Raw genomic sequence first — 16686 nt, 5'->3', positions numbered from 1 at the left:
AACCGGGCCTGCCCGCAGGCCCGTGGGGATCACTTGATCCAGCCCTTTTCCTTGTAGTACTTCACCGCACCTTCGTGCAGCGGAGCGCTCAGGCCGTCCTTGATCATGTTCTCGGGATTCAGGTTGCCAAGGGCGGGGTGCAGCTTCTTGAACTCGTCGAAGTTCTCGAACACCGACTTCACCACGGCATACACCGTGTCCGTCGGCGTCTTGCTGGAAGCCACCACGGTGGCGATCACACCGTAGGTGTTGGTCGGCTGTGGGTTGTTGGGGTACAGGCCGCCTGGCAGCGTGACCTTGGCGTAGTACGGCTTTTCGGCCACCAGCTTGTCGACCGCCGGGCCGGTGATGGACACCAGCTTGGCGCCGCAAGACGTGGTCGGGTCCTGGATGTTGGCGCTGGGGTGTCCAACGGCGTAGTAGAAGCCGTCGATCTTGCCATCGCACAGTGCCGGGCCATGTTCATCGGCCTTGAGTTCGGAAGCCAGCGAGAAGTCGCCCAGCTTCCAGCCCATGGCGCCCAGCAGCTCTTCCATGGAGGAACGCGTGCCCGAGCCAGGGTTGCCGACGTTGAAGCGCTTGCCCTTGAAGTCTTCAAACTTGGTGACGCCAGCTTCCTTGCGGGCCAGCACGGTGAAGGGCTCGGGGTGCACGGCAAACACCGCGCGCAGGTCGCCATAAGCGCCCGCGTCCTTGAACTGGCCCACGCCCTTGAGTGAGTTGAACTGCACGTCGGACTGGGTGAAACCCAGGTCAAGCTCACCGGCCTTAATGGTGTTCACGTTGAACACGGAACCCCCGGTGGATTCCACCGAGCAGCGGATGCCGTGCTTGGCGCGGTCCTTGTTGACCAGGCGGCAGATCGCGCCGCCAGCGGCGTAATAAACGCCCGTGACACCCCCGGTGCCGATGGTCATGAACTTCTGCTGGGCCTGGGCGGGAGCCGTGGGTGCCATCAGGGCGGCGGCCGCGGCCATGGCGCTCAGACAAAGTTGGATTTTTTTCATGGTGGTAGCTCCTGCAGTTTTCTGCGTGGTTGAACAATCGTGGTACCCCTGAAGGGCCGGTCCCCGATGCCTTTGAATCCTAAGGCAAGCATCGTGCCGACCTTGGGCTGCGGACTTAGTGTTTACCCCAGAAGGGTATGCAAATGCGTCATGAAGTCAGTTGGGTGTCAGCCTGCGCAATCGCAAGGTCGATGGCGCCAGCCAGCCGCTCCACGATCTGCTCCAGCTCGCCAGGCGTGCTGATGAAGGGCGGCGCCAGCAGCACGTGGTCACCGCAGCGGCCATCCACCGTGCCCCCCATGGGATACACCAGTACCCCATTGGCCATTGCCTTGCTCTTGATGCTGGCGTGCAGCTTGTGCGAGGGATCGAACCACTGCTTGCTCTCGCGCTCGGCCACCACCTCGATGCCCCAGAAAAGACCGCGCCCCCGGATGTCGCCCACATGCGGATGCTCGCCAAAGGCCCGCTGCAGCAAAGCGTGCAGCTGTGCACCACGTTCGCGCACCTGGGCCAGAAGACCATCGCGTTCAATGACACGCTGCACCGCCAGCGCCGCCGCGCAGGCCACGGCATGGCCCAGGTAGGTGTGGCCATGCTGAAAGAGCCCGCTGCCGCGTCGAAACGCCTCTACCAGCTTGCCCTGCGCCAGCACGGCGCCAATGGGCTGGTAGCCACCACCCAGACCCTTGGCGATGGTGAGCAGGTCGGGCACGACGCCGTCCTGCTCGCAGGCGTGCAGCGTGCCGGTGCGGCCCATGCCGCACATCACCTCGTCCAGGATCAGCAGGATGCCGTGTCGGTCGCACAGTTCGCGCACGCCCTTGAAGTAGCCCGGCACCGGTACCAGCACCCCTGCGGTGGCGCCGCCCACGGTCTCGGCCACGAAAGCCATCACCGTATCGGGCCCAAGCCGCTCAATGGTTTGTTCCAGCTCGGCCACCAGCCGCTGCCCGTATTGCTCAGGCGTTTCTTCGTCGCGCTTCTCGCGGTATTCGTAGCAGGGCGACACATGCGTCACGTCGATCAGCAGAGGTTTGAACTGCTCGCGCCGCCAGGCGTTGCCGCCCACAGCCAGCGCACCCAGCGTGTTGCCGTGGTAACTCTGCCGCCGCGCAATGAAGTGGCGCCGCTGCGGCTGGCCAATCTCCACAAAATACTGGCGCGCCATCTTCAGCGCCGCCTCCACCGCCTCCGAGCCACCGCTGACGAAATAGGCGTGGCTCATGCCCGCCGGCGCGGAGTCGATCAACACGCTGGCCAGCTCCTCGGCCACTTCGGTTGTGAAGAAGCTGGTGTGCGCATAGGCAAGGCGGTCGATCTGCGCGTGCATGGCCGCCAGCACATCCGGATGGCCATGGCCCAGGCAGGAAACGGCCGCACCGCCAGAGGCATCGAGGTAGCTCTTGCCCTGAGCGTCGGTGAGGGTGATGCCCTGCCCGCTCACCGCCACAGGCAGGTCGTGGCGCAACTGGCGGTGGAAGACTCGGGTGGAATTCATTCGGTGATGCAGCATGTTGGGGCGACGGTCGCAGTGTAAGTAGCACCCCCACCGTTTGAGAATGCTTTTTTGTCGCCCATCCATGCCCGGGGTTTATGGCGGCGCGGCCGTCACACGGCCCATGAGTTCAGGGCATGGGCCGTGTGGCGAACGGCATTTTCCAGAATGTCGGCGTCTGCTTACAGTGCGGTTTCATGAACACCACCACCACCCCGCGTCTGCAAGTTTGTGTGCTGGGCGCTGGCATTGTCGGCCTGGCCACCGCCTGGCAACTGCAACGCGATGGCCACGAGGTGACGGTGGTGGACAGCGCGCAGACCGGTGCCGGCGCCAGCGGTGCCAACGGCGCGCAACTCAGCTATTCGTATGTGCAGCCACTGGCAGACCCTTCGCTTTGGCTGCAGTTGCCCAAGCTGCTGCTCGCGCCCGATTCGCCGCTGAAGTTCCGACCGCAGCTCGACCCGCACCAGTGGGCCTGGGGCCTGCGCTTTCTGGCCGCCTGCCGCGCCAGCGTCTCGCGCCGCACCACGGCCAGCCTGCTCGCGCTGGCGTCTGAGAGCCGAGCAGGGTTCGAGCACCTGATGGCGCAGGAACCGCTGGACTGCGATTTCTCGGCCACCGGCAAGCTGGTGCTCTACCCCGACCCAAGCTCCTTTGCCGCCGCACGCCGTCAGATGGAACTGCAACGCAGCCTGGGCACGGTGCAGCACGCCATCTCGCCGGCCGAAGCGGTGGCCATCGAGTCCGCGCTGGCGCAGCACGCGCCAAACTTTGCCGGCGCCATTCACACCCCCAGTGAGTGCGCGGCAGACTGCTTCAAGGTCTGCCAGGCGTTGCAGCGCTCGCTGGAAGCGCGCGGCGTGCGCTTTCTGTTCCAGACCGAAGTCACCGGCCTGATCCGCCAGGGCGACCGCATCGTGGCGGCCCAGACTCGCGATGGCCGAATCGAAGCCGATGCCTTCGTGGTGTCGCTCGGCACCGGTTCACGCCGTCTGGCCGCGCCCCTGGGGCTGGACGTGCCGGTCTATCCCATCAAGGGCTACAGCATCACGGTGGAGGCCAGCCAGGCTGCAGGCGCGGCCCCGCTGGTGAATGTGACCGATGCAGCTCGCAAGGTGGTGTTCGCACGCATCGGAAACCGCCTGCGTGTGGCCGGCATGGCCGAGCTGGTGGGCCACGATCGAGCGATCCCGGCCGAGCGCATCGCGTCGCTGGTGACCAGCACCCGCGAGGTGTTTCCCGAAGCCGGCAATTTTGATGACGTGCAGCCTTGGGCGGGTTTGCGTCCGGCCACGCCCACAGGGTTCCCGGTGCTGGGCCGGCTGCGCGGCTCGCCCCACAACCTGTTGTTCAACACGGGACACGGCGCCCTGGGTTTTACGCTCGCCTTTGGCAGTGCGCAGCGCGTGGCACGCGCGCTGAATGAAAGCGTCAGGCCAGTTGCTGCAAGGCTTGTTGCATGCAGCGCGTGAATGCGCGGGTGGTGAGCGAATTGGGCCGCGCGGTCGGGCGCAACATGCGCACGGTGGTTGCCAGTTCGGGTTCCAGCGCGAGAACGTCGACCCGCTCCAGATCCGCCGACGCTGCCGTGCAACCCTCCACCATGGCCACGCCCACCCCATGGTGCGCCAGCGCCAGCGCCACGTGGTAGGTCTGCACGGTCATGACTTCCTGCAACCCGGCACCACTGTCTCGCACGGCATGAGCCAGCAAGGTGCCCAGCGGGTCCTGGCCGTCGAGCGCAATCACAGGCAGTTTTGAAAGCTGGGCCAGGGTGATGGTGCCGGCCTTGACCTGTTTCACCGGCAGCAAGCCTTTGGGCACCACACACACCACGCGCCGCTGCGCCAGTTGTTCCTGCGCCAGCGCGGGGTGCGACACGGCGCTGAACACGTAACCCACATCGGCCTCCTGCAGCACCAGCGAAGCCACAATCTGTGGCGAGTGCAGCGCCTCATGGTGCACAACCACCGAGGGATGTTTTTCGCGAAACAGCCGCATGGCGCGCGGAAAAACTTCGTAGCTCAGCGCGAGCACGGTGAGCACACGAAGCTCCCCCTTGCCACGCCCGGCCTTGAGGCTTGCAGAAAGACGCTGCACTTCATCCAGCTGGGTGAACAACCGTTCGATGTGCGGGTACAAAACCTGCGCCTCCACCGTGGGCTTGAGCCTGCCGCCGACGCGTTGAAAAAGCTGGAAACCCAGCTGGAGTTCCGCGTGCTGCAGCGTGCGACTCACGGCCGGCTGCGTCACGTTGATCATGCGGGCGGCAGCGCTCACGCTGCCGGTGAGCATGACGGCGTTGAAGACTTCGATGTGGCGTAGGCGCATGCCTTGTATTGTTTCCTTTTTTCTCGGGTGGGTACGGTCATCGGCAACCGGGGTGATCGGCTCCGCGAATGTCCCCCGGGTCGGCTTCGCCGCCCCTCCTCCTTTATTTCGCTGCGCCGCTCACCCCGGCTGCCGATGACCTCTTTGCGCGCGAATAGTGGAGCGCCACCAGCGTTGGAAGCTCATGGATCTCAGGTGCTCTGTGGAGCGAAATAAAGGAGGAGACGGCCGAAGGCCGTCGGGGGACATTCGCGGAACAGAGCGCCTGAGGTCCATGAGCCAGCGAGGTGGAGTCCTTACGAGTCCTTGGGCTCCCTTTGCACCCGGAACCACGCCGCATACATGGCAGGCAACGCCAGCAAGGTCAACACCGTGGCAACCACCAGCCCCCCCATGATCGCCACCGCCATCGGACCCCAGAACACGCTGCGCGAGAGCGGAATCATGGCGAGCACCGCAGCGGCAGCCGTCAACACGATGGGCCGCATCCGCCGCACGGCCGCTTCCACGATCGCGTCCCAGGCTGGCACGCCGCGCGCACGGTCCTGCTCGATCTGGTCGATCAGGATCACCGAGTTGCGCTGGATCATGCCCATCAGCGCAATCACGCCGAGCAGCGCCACAAAGCCGAACGGCCGGTTCAGCAACAGCAGCGCACCGGCCACGCCCGCCATGCCCAGCGGCCCGGTGAGAAACACCAGCAAGGATCGGCTAAAACTCTGCAATTGCAGCATGAGCAAAGTGAACACGATGAACAGCATCAGTGGAACGCCCGCCACGATCGACGACGACCCCTTGCTGCTTTCTTCCACCGCGCCCGCCACCTCGATGCGGTAGGCGTTAAGACCCCGCTCGGCCCAGCTGTCGCTGATTTTCTTCAGCGCCGGCTGCAACTCCGCCGTCACCGTGGCACCTTGCAGGCCTTCGACCACGTCGCTCTGCACCGTGATCGCGTAGTCGCGGTTCTCGCGCCACAGCACGCCCGGCTCCCAGTCGAACACCGGCGTTGCAATCTGCAGCAGCGGAATCGCCTGGCCGCTCGCCGTGGGCAGGTAGGCATTGGCCAGGCTGCTGATGGCATCGCGCTCCTGCAGCGGCTGGCGCAGCACGATGTCGATCAGCTTGTCGCCCTCGCGGTACTGGCCCACCGTGCTGCCACTGAGCAGCGTGCGGGAAGCCTGCGCGATCGACTGGCTCGACACGCCCAGCGCACGCGCCTTGGCCTGATCCACCTCCAGCCGCAGCCGCTTCACCGACTCGTTCCAGTTGTCGTTCACGCCACGCGTGTTCGGATTCGCGCGCAGGGCCACGGTCACCTCGTCGGCCAGGCCGCGCAGCACCGCCGGGTCGGTGCCCACCACGCGGAATTGCACCGGATACGGCACGGGCGGTCCATTGGGCAGCAGCTTCACGCGACCACGCACCTCGGGGAACTCGGTGGCCAGCAAGGCGGGCAGCGCCTTGCGCATGACCTCGCGCGTCTTCAGGTCCTTGGGCAGCACGATCATCTGCGCCACGTTGGTCTGCGGAAAGATCTGGTCCAGCGGCAGGTAGAAACGCGGCACGCCCGTGCCCACCCAGGTGCTCACGCTGCGCACGCCAGGCTCTGCCGCCAAGCGCTTTTCCACCCGCTTTGTCACCTCGTCCATCGCCTGCATGCTGCTGCCCTCGGGCAACCAGATGTCCACCAGAATTTCGGGCCGGCTTGAGTCGGGGAAGAACTGCTGCTGCACCGAACCCATTCCCACGATGCCGAGCACAAAGGTGAGGATGGTCGCGCCGATGGTGATCCAGCGGTACTGAACGCACCAGTCCACCACGGCGCGAAAGCGCACATAGAACGGGCCGTCGAAAACCTCGTGCACGTCGCCGGCGTGGGGCTTCACCTTCAACAGTTTCACGCCCAGGTAAGGCACGAACATCACCGCCACCACCCACGAGATCACCAGCGCGAGGACCGTCACCGCAAAAATGGCAAACGTGTATTCACCCGTGGTGGAGTTGGCCAGGCCGATCGGCAGGAAGCCGGCTGCAGTGATGAGCGTCCCGGTGAGCATGGGCATTGCCGTGGCCTCCCAGGTGAAGGTGGCTGCGCGCACCATGCTGTAGCCCTCCTCCAGCTTGCGCACCATCATCTCCACCGCAATGATGGCGTCGTCCACCAGCAGGCCGAGCGCGATGATCAGCGAGCCCAGCGAAATCTTGTGCAGGCCGATGCCCCAGTAGTTCATGGCCAGGAAGGTGATGGCCAGCACCAGCGGAATGGTGATGAACACCACCAGGCCGGGGCGAATGTCCAGCGTGTAGCGGCGCAGGCCCTTGCCGCCTTCGCGCCGGTGCAGACCCAGCGCGAGGAAGCTCACCGCCAGCACGATCACCACCGCCTCGATCAGCACCTTCACGAACTCGTTCACAGAGTTCGTCACGGCCGAGGGCTGATCCTGCACCTGCGCCAGCGACATGCCGGCGGGCAGGCGCGCCTCGATGCCGGCCACGGTGGTCTTGAGCGCCTTGCCGAGCGCAATGATGTCGCCGCCCTTTGCCATGGATATGCCCAAGGCGATGCTGTCTTTTCCGTTGTGGCGCACCAGCACCGCCGGGGGGTCTTCGTAGCCGAGACCGATGTCGGCGATGTCACCCAGGCGGATCTGCGTGCCATTGCCGGCGCGGATCGGCATGGCGCGCAGCTGCTCGACCGAGTTGAAGGCACCGGCCACACGCACCTGCACCACATCGTGCGGCGACTGCACGGCGCCTGCGGACTCCACCGCGTTCTGCTGGCCCAGCGCGTCGAGCACTTGCTGCAGGTTCAGGCCGAGCACCGCCAGGCGTTTCTGCGAGATCTCGATGTAGAGCTTCTCGTCCTGCACGCCAAAGAGTTCGACCTTGCTCACATCGGGCACGCGCAGCAATTGCTGGCGCACGTCGTCGGCCACCGTCTTTCGTTCAGCGAGCGAAAAACCATCGCCCTGCAGCGCGTAGATCACGCCGTACACGTCACCGAATTCGTCGTTGAAAAACGGACCGATCACGCCTTGTGGCAGCGTGCCGCGCATGTCGCCCACCTTCTTGCGCACGGCGTACCAGACCTGCGGCACCTCGCCCGGCGGCGCAGAGTCCTTGAGCTGAAAAATGATGAGGGCCTCGCCCGGCTTGGAATAGCTGCGGATCTTGTCCGCGTACGGCACTTCCTGCAGCGTTTTCTCGATGCGGTCGGTCACCTGCTCGGCCACCTGCTCGGCGGTGGCGCCGGGCCAGACCACACTGACCACCATGGCGCGAAAGGTGAAGGGCGGGTCTTCGTCCTGGCCGAGCTGAAAGTACGCCGCCACACCGAGCAGCATCAGCACGATCATGAGGTAGCGGGTGAAGGCCTGGTGGTCCAGCGCCCACTGCGAAAGGTTGAAGCGCGAGACCCAGTTGCTGGTCGGCGCGGGGGGGTGGGCAGAGTCGCTCATTCGGCGCTCACTGCGTGGACGTGGTGGCGAAGCGCGTGACCTTCTGGCCCGGCGCGAGCACATGCACACCCGCGGCCACCACCTCGTCGCCCGGCTTCAGGCCTGCTGCAATCACCATGTCGTTGCCATCGGCACCGGCCACCACCACCGGGCGCGGTTGCACCGTGCCGGCGGTGGCGTCGTACACCCACACCGCAGTACCCGAACGGTCACCCTCGGTGGAGCGCATCAGGGCGCTCGTGGGCAGCTTGATCACCGGGCCGGCCGCGAGCTGGCTGGCCGAAGGTGCCAGGGTTACGTAGGCGGTGGCGCCCAGCGGCGCGGTGGCGTCGTCGGGCAGCGCGAGCTTGACCTGGTAGGTGCGCGTGGCGGCGTCTGCGCTGGCCGCCACTTCGCGAACCACGGCGGCCAGCGGAGCGGGCGTCGCGCCTGCACCTGCCGCACCGGCCCACAGCCTCACCTGCGCGCTGGTGCCCACCTTGATCTGGCCCACGCGGTCTTCGGGCACCGCAATCACGACATCGCGCGCGCCATCTCGCGCCAGCCGCACCACGGGCGTCCCGGGGGAAACCACCTGCCCCACCTCGGCCTCCACCGCCAATACCACACCGGCGCCGTCGGCCAGCAGCCGCGCGTAAGCCGCCTGGTTGCCCTGCACCGCGCCCTGCGCCTTCGCCTGGCGCAGCGTGGCATCGGCCGATTGCAGCGTGGCCTGCCGGCGCTCGATTTCGGCGCCGCTCACGAAACCACGGGACAGCAGATCCTGGTAGCGCTTGAGGTCGGCCGCCGCAAGGTCGCGCTGGGTTTGCGCTGCGCTCACCTGGGCCTGCGCGGCCTGGCTGGACAGCGCCAGGTCCTGCGCATCGAGTTGCGCCAGCAACTGGCCCGGCTTCACCCGCTGACCCACTTCGGCCGGCCGCTGCACCAGCTTGCCGCCGACCCGAAAACCCAGCCTCGATTCGGTGCGCGCACGCACCTCGCCAGCGTATTCGGCTCGGGCGTTCACGCTGCCCGAGCCCACGGTGAGCAGCTTCACAGAGCGGATCGGTTCCTGCGGCGCCTCCGGCCGGGAGCAGGCGGCCAGCGCAACGGCGGCGGTGAGCACGAGCAGAACGTGAGGTGTTTTCATGGCGGTACGGGCTTGCGCCAAGGGGTCGGGTAGGTTGAAAAATTTGGTCAGATCATTAATGACTGACCGGTTAGTAATCAAAATTGTAGTGTAAATTCCACTCCCTTCTTCAAGATTTCCACGATGTCGTCGTCCCCCGAAAATCCATCTGCACCCGCCAAAGCCGTGCCTTCGCACGCCGCGCCGCTGGGCGGTTCGGTCGGGCACTACGAGAACTTTCCCGTGGCCTCCTGGCTGTGCCCGGCGCCGCTGCGGCCAACCGTGGCGGCCATCTACCACTTCGCCCGCACCGCCGACGACATCGCCGATGAAGGCGACGCCACGGCGGCAGAGCGCCTGGCCGATCTCGCGGCATACCGCGCCGAACTGGTGCAATGTCTGCCGGGTGTTGTCACCGCCGAAGTGCCCACGCCGCGCTGGCCCCAGGTGTTTGGCCCGCTGGCCCGGGCGGTGCGCCGGCACGTCCTGCCGACTGAACCCCTGCACGACCTCATCAGCGCCTTCGAGCAAGACGTGCGCCACACCGAAAACGCGCACCCCTATGCCAACATGGGCGAGCTGCTGGCCTACTGCCGCCTTTCGGCCCAACCGGTGGGTCGCCTGCTGTTGCACCTTTATGGCGTGCGCGACGAGGCTTCGCTCAAACAAAGCGACCAGATCTGCAGCGCGCTGCAACTCATCAATTTCTGGCAGGACCTGAGCGTGGACCTGCCGCGCCAGCGTGTGTACCTGCCCGCCGATGTGCTGCAACGCCACGGTGCCAGCGTGGCCGACTTCATGCCCCCTTCAAGCGCTGAACCCGGCGCTTCCATTGCGCGCCAGCAGGCCGTGGTGGCCGAGCTTTGCGGCTTCGCGCGCGGCCTCATGCAGCAGGGCGCGCCGCTGGTGCGCAGCGTGCCGGGGCGTGCGGGTTGGGAGCTGCGCCTGGTGGTTCAGGGCGGCCTCGCCGTGCTCGACGAGATTGCCGCCATCCAGCACCGCAGCTGGCAAACGCGCGTGAAGCTGGAACGTGGCGATGTGCCTCGCCTCGCGTGGCGCGCATTGTGGATGTGAAGCCCTTGCGGCTGCACTGAGTCGCCTAAAAGACACGGGTTTCAGTACAAGCCCTCGGGGTGAAACCGGGGTGCCATGCCATACTGATTTCCCATATGGCACAGGCATTCCCTTTCTCGGCAATCGTGGGGCAGGATGAGATGAAGACGGCGATCCTGATCGCCGCCATCGACCCCGGCATTGGTGGCGTTCTGGTTCTCGGAGACCGTGGCACAGGCAAGTCCACCGCCGTGCGCGCGCTGGCCGCGTTGTTGCCGAAAATGCGCGCCGTGGTGGGTTGCCGCTACGGCTGCGACCCGGCCGAATCGGCGAGCCATTGCGATGAATGCGCCGCGCTGCACGGCGCGGCCAAATCCCACCTCATTCCCGTCCCCGTGGTCGACCTGCCGCTGGGCGCGACCGAAGACCGCGTGGTCGGCGCGCTCGACCTGGAACGCGCGCTCTCGCAAGGCGTGAAGGCCTTCGAGCCCGGCCTGCTGGCGCAGGCGCACCGGGGCTTTCTCTACATCGACGAGGTCAACCTGCTTGAAGACCACCTGGTGGATCTGCTGATCGACGTGGCCGCATCGGGCGAAAACGTGGTGGAGCGCGAAGGCCTGTCGGTGCGCCACCCCGCGCGCTTCGTGCTGGTGGGCAGTGGCAACCCGGAAGAAGGCGAACTGCGCCCCCAGCTGCTCGACCGCTTCGGCCTATCGGTGGAGGTAAAAACGCCCGAAGCCCTGGCGGACCGCGTGGAAGTGGTGCGCCGCCGCGACGCCTTCGAGCAGGACCGCGCTGCGTTCATCGAACGCTGGCAAAAGGACGACGAGCGCATCCGCAAGCAGATCACCGCCGCGCGCAAGCGCTTGCCAGAGGTCGCCATTACCGACGCGGTTCGGGAACGCATCAGCGCGCTGTGTGCGGCACTCGGCACAGACGGCCTGCGTGGCGACCTCACGCTCTTGCGCGCTGCCCGTGCGCTGGCTGCGCTCGATGGCGACAAGACCGTGGGCAACGCGCACATCCGCCGTGTGGCCGCGCCCGCATTGCGCCACCGCCTGCGCCGAAATCCGCTGGACAACGCGGGTTCCAGCGCGCGTGTGGAACGCGCCGTGGCCGAACTGCTCGCGTAGCGGTTCGGGCTGAGCCTGCCATAGCCCAGCGCACGCCCATGTTTGAACTCGCCCCCCCCAAGCTTCGCGCCGATGCAGCCTTCGCCGCCGCCCTGTGCGCGGTGGACCCTGTGGGCCTCGGTGGCGTCGCCTTGCGCGCCAGCGCGAGCCCCCTGCGCGCTGCCTGGCTGAACCTGCTCAAGACCTTGCAGCCCGCCGGCACACCCTGGCTGCGCCTGCCCCATCACGCCACCGACGCGGCCCTGCTCGGCGGGCTCGACCTCGCCGCAACGCTGCACGCGGGCCGGCCCGTGGCCCAGCGTGGTCTGCTGGCGCGGGCCGATGGCGGCTGGCTGCTGCTGGCCATGGCCGAACGGTGTGGCCCCAACGTGGCCGCGCACCTGAGTGCCGCGCTCGACCTGCATGAAGTGCGCTTGCAACGCGAAGGTCTCGCGCACACCGCGCCCGCACGCTTCGGCCTGGTTGCGCTGGACGAAGGCCAGGGCGATGACGAACGCCTGCCCGCCACCCTGCTGGACCGGCTGGCCTTTCAGCTCGTGCTGGAACCTGCCAGCGCCGCAGACGACACCCCAGCGTTCACACCACACGACATTGAGCAGGCGCGCGCCGCGTTGCCCGCCGTGCGCGTGCCCGACGAACTGGTGCAGGCCCTGTGTGGTGCTGCGCTGGCGTGGGGCGTTGCATCGCTGCGCGCACCCCTCATGGCGTTGCGCGCCGTGCGGGCCGCCGCCGCGCTGGCCGGGCTCGAGGAGGCCGATGAATCGCACGCCGCGCTGGCGGCGCGCCTGGTGCTGGCCCCCCGCGCCACGCGCGTGCCCGCGCCGCCGGAGCCGCAAGAGGCTGAAGCCGAGGAACCCCCTCCGCCCAGCGAAGACCGCACCGAAGAAACTCAGGCCGACGAAGACAACGAAAGCTCACCCGCCGACCCGCAGGCGCTGGAAGACCAGCTCATCGAGGCAATGCAGTCCGCGTTGCCGCCCGGCCTGCTGGCCGCGCTGCAGGCGGGCCAGCAGCGCCAGGCGCAAGCCCGGGCCGCCGGCACCGCGGGCGCGCTGCAGAAGCACGCCCACCGGGGCCGCCCTGTTGGCACGCGCCGGGGTGAACCGCGCGCCGGGGCCCGCCTGCATGTGCTCGACACCCTTCGCGCCGCCGCACCCTGGCAGCGCCTGCGCCAGCGCGATGCCACGCCCCACCCGCGCAAACGCATCGAGGTGCGACGCGAAGACTTTCACGTGGTGCGCCACCGCCAGCACCGCCCCACCACCACTGTGTTTGTGGTCGATGCCTCCGGCTCGGCGGCACTGCACCGCCTGGCCGAGGCCAAGGGCGCGGTGGAGTTGCTGCTGGCAGAGTGTTATGTGCGGCGCGACAAGGTGGCCGTGCTGGCGTTCCGCGGCGCAGGGGCCGATCTGCTGCTGCCGCCCACCCGCTCGCTGGCCAGGGCCAAACGCGCGCTGGCCGCGCTGCCCGGCGGCGGTGGCACGCCGCTGGCCAACGCCATCAGCGCGGCGCTTGAACTCGCACAGCAGATCGCACGAGCCGGCGACACACCGGTCACCGTGTTCCTGACCGACGGCCGCGCCAACATCGATCGCCATGGTGCGCCCGGCCGCGCGCAGGCCACGCAAGACGCGAAGGCTGCCGCAGAAGCGTTTGCAGTCACCGGCCTGAATGCGTTGCTCATCGACACCTCGCCGCAGCCCGCAGATGCCGCGCGCGAGTTGTCGCAGGCCATGGGGGCGACCTACATCCCGCTGCCCTACGCGGGCGCCGCCGGGCTGACACAGGCTGTGCTGCTGGCACAGCCCGCCGGCTGAACGCCAACCATGGACTGGCAGCGCGACAGCAAGGACTGGCCCCACCGCGAGCGCAGCCGCTTCACGCAGGCCGGCGGCCTCACCTGGCATGTGCAGGTGTTCGATGGCCCATCCGCACAAGCTCCTGTGGCCTTGCTGCTGCACGGCACCGGCGCCTCCACCCATTCGTGGCGCGAGGTGGCGCCGCTGCTGGTGCAAAGGGGATACACGGTCATCGCCCCCGACCTGCCGGGCCATGCCTTCACGGGCATGCCACCGGGCGGAGCAGGCTCACCGCAGCTCGGGCTGCCTGGCATGGCGCGCGCGCTGCACGCGCTGCTGCAGGCGCTGCACGCCACCCCCGCCATGGCGATCGGCCACTCCGCCGGCGCGGCCATCGCCATCCGCATGGCGCTCGACGGCCTCATCCATCCGCAACGCATCGTCGGCATCAACGCCGCCGTGCTGCCGCTGGGCGGGCTCGCGGGGCCGCTGTTCTCACCCGTGGCCAAGCTCATGGCCGCCGCGCCGGTGGTGCCCCGCCTGTTCGCCTGGCGAGCGCGCGACCCCGCCGTGCTCGAGCGCCTGCTGGCCGGCACGGGTTCGACGCTCGACGCCACAGGCAATGCCCTGTACCACCGGCTTGTGAGCAACCCCGAGCACGCCGCCGGCGCGCTCGCCATGATGGCCAACTGGAACCTGCCGCAACTGGCGCGCGACCTGCCTCACCTGCACACGCCGCTGGACCTGCTGGTCGGCGAAAACGACCGCACCGTGCCGCCCGCCCATGGCGCCCTCATCCACGACCGGCTCGCGCCCGTCGCACGCGGCAGGCTGGTGCGTCTGCAGGGCCTCGGCCATCTGGCTCACGAGGAAGCGCCGGCGCGGCTTGTGGCGCAGATCTTCGGGTAAGGCCCGCGCCGGGCATGCCCCAGGGGGTACGGGCATAATCGTCCGGCTACACGGGGTGCAACGCCCCACTTTCCGCAACCCTCGACCCTTCCCCAGGAGACTCATTCAATGGATCGTCGTTCCGTCATCAAGAACGCTGGCATCGCCGGTGTTCTGGCCGCAGGCATCGCGCCCGCCGTGCATGCCCAGGCCGCTGTTCGCTGGCGCCTTGCCAGCAGCTTCCCCAAATCGCTGCCCACCATCTTCGGCTCTGCCGAGAAGTTCTCCGAGACCGTCAAGGCCCTGTCTGGCGGCAAGTTCGAAGTGTCGGTGCACCCCGCCGGCGACCTGGTCCCCGCCTTCGGCGTGGTCGATGCAATCCAGGACAGCACCATCGAGATGGCTCAGACCGCCTCGTATTACTTCACCGGCAAGGACCCCATTTTTGCCTTCGGCTGCGCCGTGCCCTTCGGCCTGACCGCGCGCCACATGGACGCCTGGATGGAACACGGCAACGGCCGCAAGTTCATGGACGAGTTCTACGCCAAGTTCAACATCGTCTCGATGAGTGCGGGCAACACCGGCACCCAGATGGGTGGCTGGTACCGCAAGGAAATCAAGACCGTGGCCGACCTCAAGGGCCTGAAGATGCGCCTGGGTGGCGGTCTGTTCGGTGAGACCATGGCCAAGCTCGGTGTGGTGGCACAGAACATGCCTGCTGGCGAGGTGTACCAGGCGCTGGAAAAGGGCTCGCTGGACGCCACCGAATTCGTCGGCCCGTTCGACGACGAGCGCCTGGGCTTCCAGAAGGTTGCACCGTATTACTACTACCCCGGCTGGTGGGAAGGTGGCGCCGAGCTGGAGTTCTTCATCAACAAGAAGGCCTTCGACGCCCTGTCGCCCGAGAACAAGGCCATCGTGCGCGCTGCGGGTGCCGTGGCTGCGCGCGACATGACCGCCAAGTACGACGCCCAGAACCCGATCGCCCTGAAGCGCCTGGTGGCCGCAGGCACCAAGCTCATGCCGTTCTCGAAGGCGCTGATGGACGCCGGCTTCAAGGCCTCGCAGGAAGTATTTGCTGCGCACGAAGCCAAGTCGCCCGAGTTCAAGAAGATCCACCAGGACATGCGCGCCTTCCAGCGCGACCAGATCCTGTGGAGCCGCTTCTCTGAATGGCGCTACGACAGCTACATCACGGGCGTCAAACTCTGACCTCCGTCGACATGACTGTCTGACCCAGGAGCCCGCCACGAACGTGACGGGCTCTTTTTTTTGGAGACGCCCCCATGACCACCACCCAGTTTCAGATCCGCAAGAACGCCTTGGACACGACCCGCCTGGTGACGCTGCCCGATGCGCCGCTGGCCGAGGGCGAGGTGCGCGTGCGCGTGGATCAGTTCGCCTACACCGCCAACAACATCACCTACGCCGCGTTCGGCGAGGCCATGAGCTACTGGCAGTTCTTCCCCGTGTTGAACGATGCGGAAGGTCTGTGGGGCATCGTGCCGGTGTGGGGCTTCGGCGTGGTGGAGCAATCGCGCTGCGAAGGCGTGGCAGTGGGCGAGCGCCTGTACGGCTACTGGCCCATGGCCACGCACGCGGTGCTGCAGCCGGTGCGTGTTTCGCCCGAAGGATTTCTGGACGGCGCTGCACACCGCGCCGCGCTGCACACCATCTACAACCAGTACATTCGCTGCGCGGCCGACCCGTTGCACAACCCCGCCACCGAAGCCTTGCAGGCGCTTCTCAGGCCGCTGTTTCTCACCGCGTGGCTGATCGACGATTTTCTGGCCGACAACGCCTTCTTCGGCACCTGCGAGGGTGGCCAGCGCGGCGTCATGCTGCTCTCTTCGGCCAGCAGCAAGACCGCCTTTGCCACAGCGGCTCAACTCGCGAAGCGGCCCGAGGTGGAGGTGGTGGGGCTGACCTCCGCCGCCAACGTGGCGTTTTGCGAAAGCCTGGGCGTCTACAGCCGCGTGCTCACCTACGACCAGCTCGACGCCCTGGCGAGTGACACGCCCTGCGTGTACGTGGACTTCGCGGGCAACGGCAGGCTTCGAAAGCACATCCACAGCCGCTTCGACAAACTGGCCTACAGCTGCTCCATCGGCGGCACGCATGTGGACCAGTTGTCGGGCGCGCGAGAACTGCCCGGGCCGCGCCCGGTGCTGTTCTTCGCCCCCGCGCAGGCGAAGAAACGCCATGGCGACTGGGGCGGTGCCGAATTCAACCAGCGCATGGCGCGCGCCTGGCACGGGTTCATCGAACAGGTGAACGAACCTGCTGCGCCTTGGGTGAAGGTGCAGCACCACCACGGACCCGAGGCGGTGACGGCCGCCCATGCGCTGGTGCTGGCAGGGCGCGGGGACCCGCGCCTCGGTCACATGCTTTCGATGGCGGGCGATTAG

At 67.1% G+C, this 16686-nt stretch carries 12 protein-coding genes; 7 read left to right on the top strand and 5 right to left on the bottom strand.

The window, feature by feature from the left end:
- Window positions 1–29 precede the first annotated feature (29 nt).
- Both CAP37_RS06805 and CAP37_RS06800 read right to left on the bottom strand, forming a co-directional pair.
- The gene (locus CAP37_RS06805; protein WP_086123480.1) at window positions 30–1007 is read right to left on the bottom strand and encodes a TAXI family TRAP transporter solute-binding subunit; all 978 of its coding nucleotides are present in this window, start codon (window positions 1005–1007) and stop codon (window positions 30–32) included.
- Window positions 1008–1155: 148 nt separating this feature from the next.
- Complete coding sequence (locus tag CAP37_RS06800) at window positions 1156–2508, bottom strand: aspartate aminotransferase family protein (RefSeq protein WP_086123479.1); 1353 nt, start codon at window positions 2506–2508, stop codon at window positions 1156–1158.
- 218 nt (window positions 2509–2726) lie between these two features.
- Here CAP37_RS06800 and CAP37_RS06795 point away from each other — a divergent pair, with 218 nt between their 5' ends.
- Window positions 2727–3980, top strand: coding sequence for a D-amino acid dehydrogenase (locus tag CAP37_RS06795; RefSeq protein ID WP_179190226.1), 1254 nt, complete (start codon window positions 2727–2729; stop codon window positions 3978–3980).
- On the opposite strand, the gene CAP37_RS06790 is transcribed toward CAP37_RS06795, so the two are convergent.
- From CAP37_RS06790 to CAP37_RS06780, 3 genes are all read right to left on the bottom strand, one after another.
- Entirely contained in the window at window positions 3940–4839 is a 900-nt protein-coding gene (locus CAP37_RS06790) for a LysR family transcriptional regulator (protein ID WP_086123478.1), read from the bottom strand. The two genes, CAP37_RS06795 and CAP37_RS06790, sit on opposite strands and share 41 nt — an antisense overlap.
- 296 nt (window positions 4840–5135) lie before the next feature.
- Window positions 5136–8297: an efflux RND transporter permease subunit gene (locus tag CAP37_RS06785; protein WP_086123477.1), complete on the bottom strand. Its 3162-nt coding sequence runs from the start codon at window positions 8295–8297 to the stop codon at window positions 5136–5138.
- A 7-nt stretch (window positions 8298–8304) separates the two neighbouring features.
- A complete protein-coding gene (locus CAP37_RS06780; RefSeq protein WP_086123476.1) occupies window positions 8305–9426 on the bottom strand; it encodes an efflux RND transporter periplasmic adaptor subunit in 1122 nt (373 codons plus the stop codon).
- Window positions 9427–9549: 123 nt separating this feature from the next.
- Between CAP37_RS06780 and hpnC the strand changes: the two genes are divergently transcribed.
- The 6 genes from hpnC (at window position 9550) to CAP37_RS06755 (ending at window position 16686) form a co-directional block, all read left to right on the top strand.
- Entirely contained in the window at window positions 9550–10479 is a 930-nt protein-coding gene (hpnC, locus tag CAP37_RS06775) for a squalene synthase HpnC (protein WP_086123475.1), read from the top strand.
- 95 nt (window positions 10480–10574) lie between these two features.
- Window positions 10575–11591 (top strand): magnesium chelatase ATPase subunit I, encoded by a 1017-nt coding sequence (bchI, locus tag CAP37_RS06770; RefSeq protein WP_086123474.1) that lies wholly within the window; start codon window positions 10575–10577, stop codon window positions 11589–11591.
- A gap of 38 nt (window positions 11592–11629) precedes the next feature.
- A complete protein-coding gene (locus CAP37_RS06765) occupies window positions 11630–13408 on the top strand; it encodes a magnesium chelatase subunit D (protein WP_179190157.1) in 1779 nt (592 codons plus the stop codon).
- Between the two features lie 9 nt (window positions 13409–13417).
- Window positions 13418–14299, top strand: a complete 882-nt coding sequence (bchO, locus tag CAP37_RS21680; RefSeq protein ID WP_179190156.1) for an alpha/beta fold hydrolase BchO — start codon at window positions 13418–13420, stop codon at window positions 14297–14299.
- Between the two features lie 108 nt (window positions 14300–14407).
- Window positions 14408–15490 carry a TRAP transporter substrate-binding protein gene (locus CAP37_RS06760; protein WP_086123473.1) on the top strand — a complete coding sequence of 361 codons (1083 nt, stop codon included), beginning with the start codon at window positions 14408–14410 and terminating at the stop codon, window positions 15488–15490.
- Window positions 15491–15564: 74 nt separating this feature from the next.
- A complete protein-coding gene (locus tag CAP37_RS06755; protein WP_086123472.1) occupies window positions 15565–16686 on the top strand; it encodes a DUF2855 family protein in 1122 nt (373 codons plus the stop codon).

The sequence above is a fragment of the Hydrogenophaga sp. IBVHS1 genome (assembly GCF_002127265.1).
Lineage (GTDB): Bacteria > Pseudomonadota > Gammaproteobacteria > Burkholderiales > Burkholderiaceae_C > Hydrogenophaga.
The sequence above is the reverse complement of the archived record's forward strand: the minus strand, read 5'-3'. Positions and strand labels throughout refer to the sequence as shown.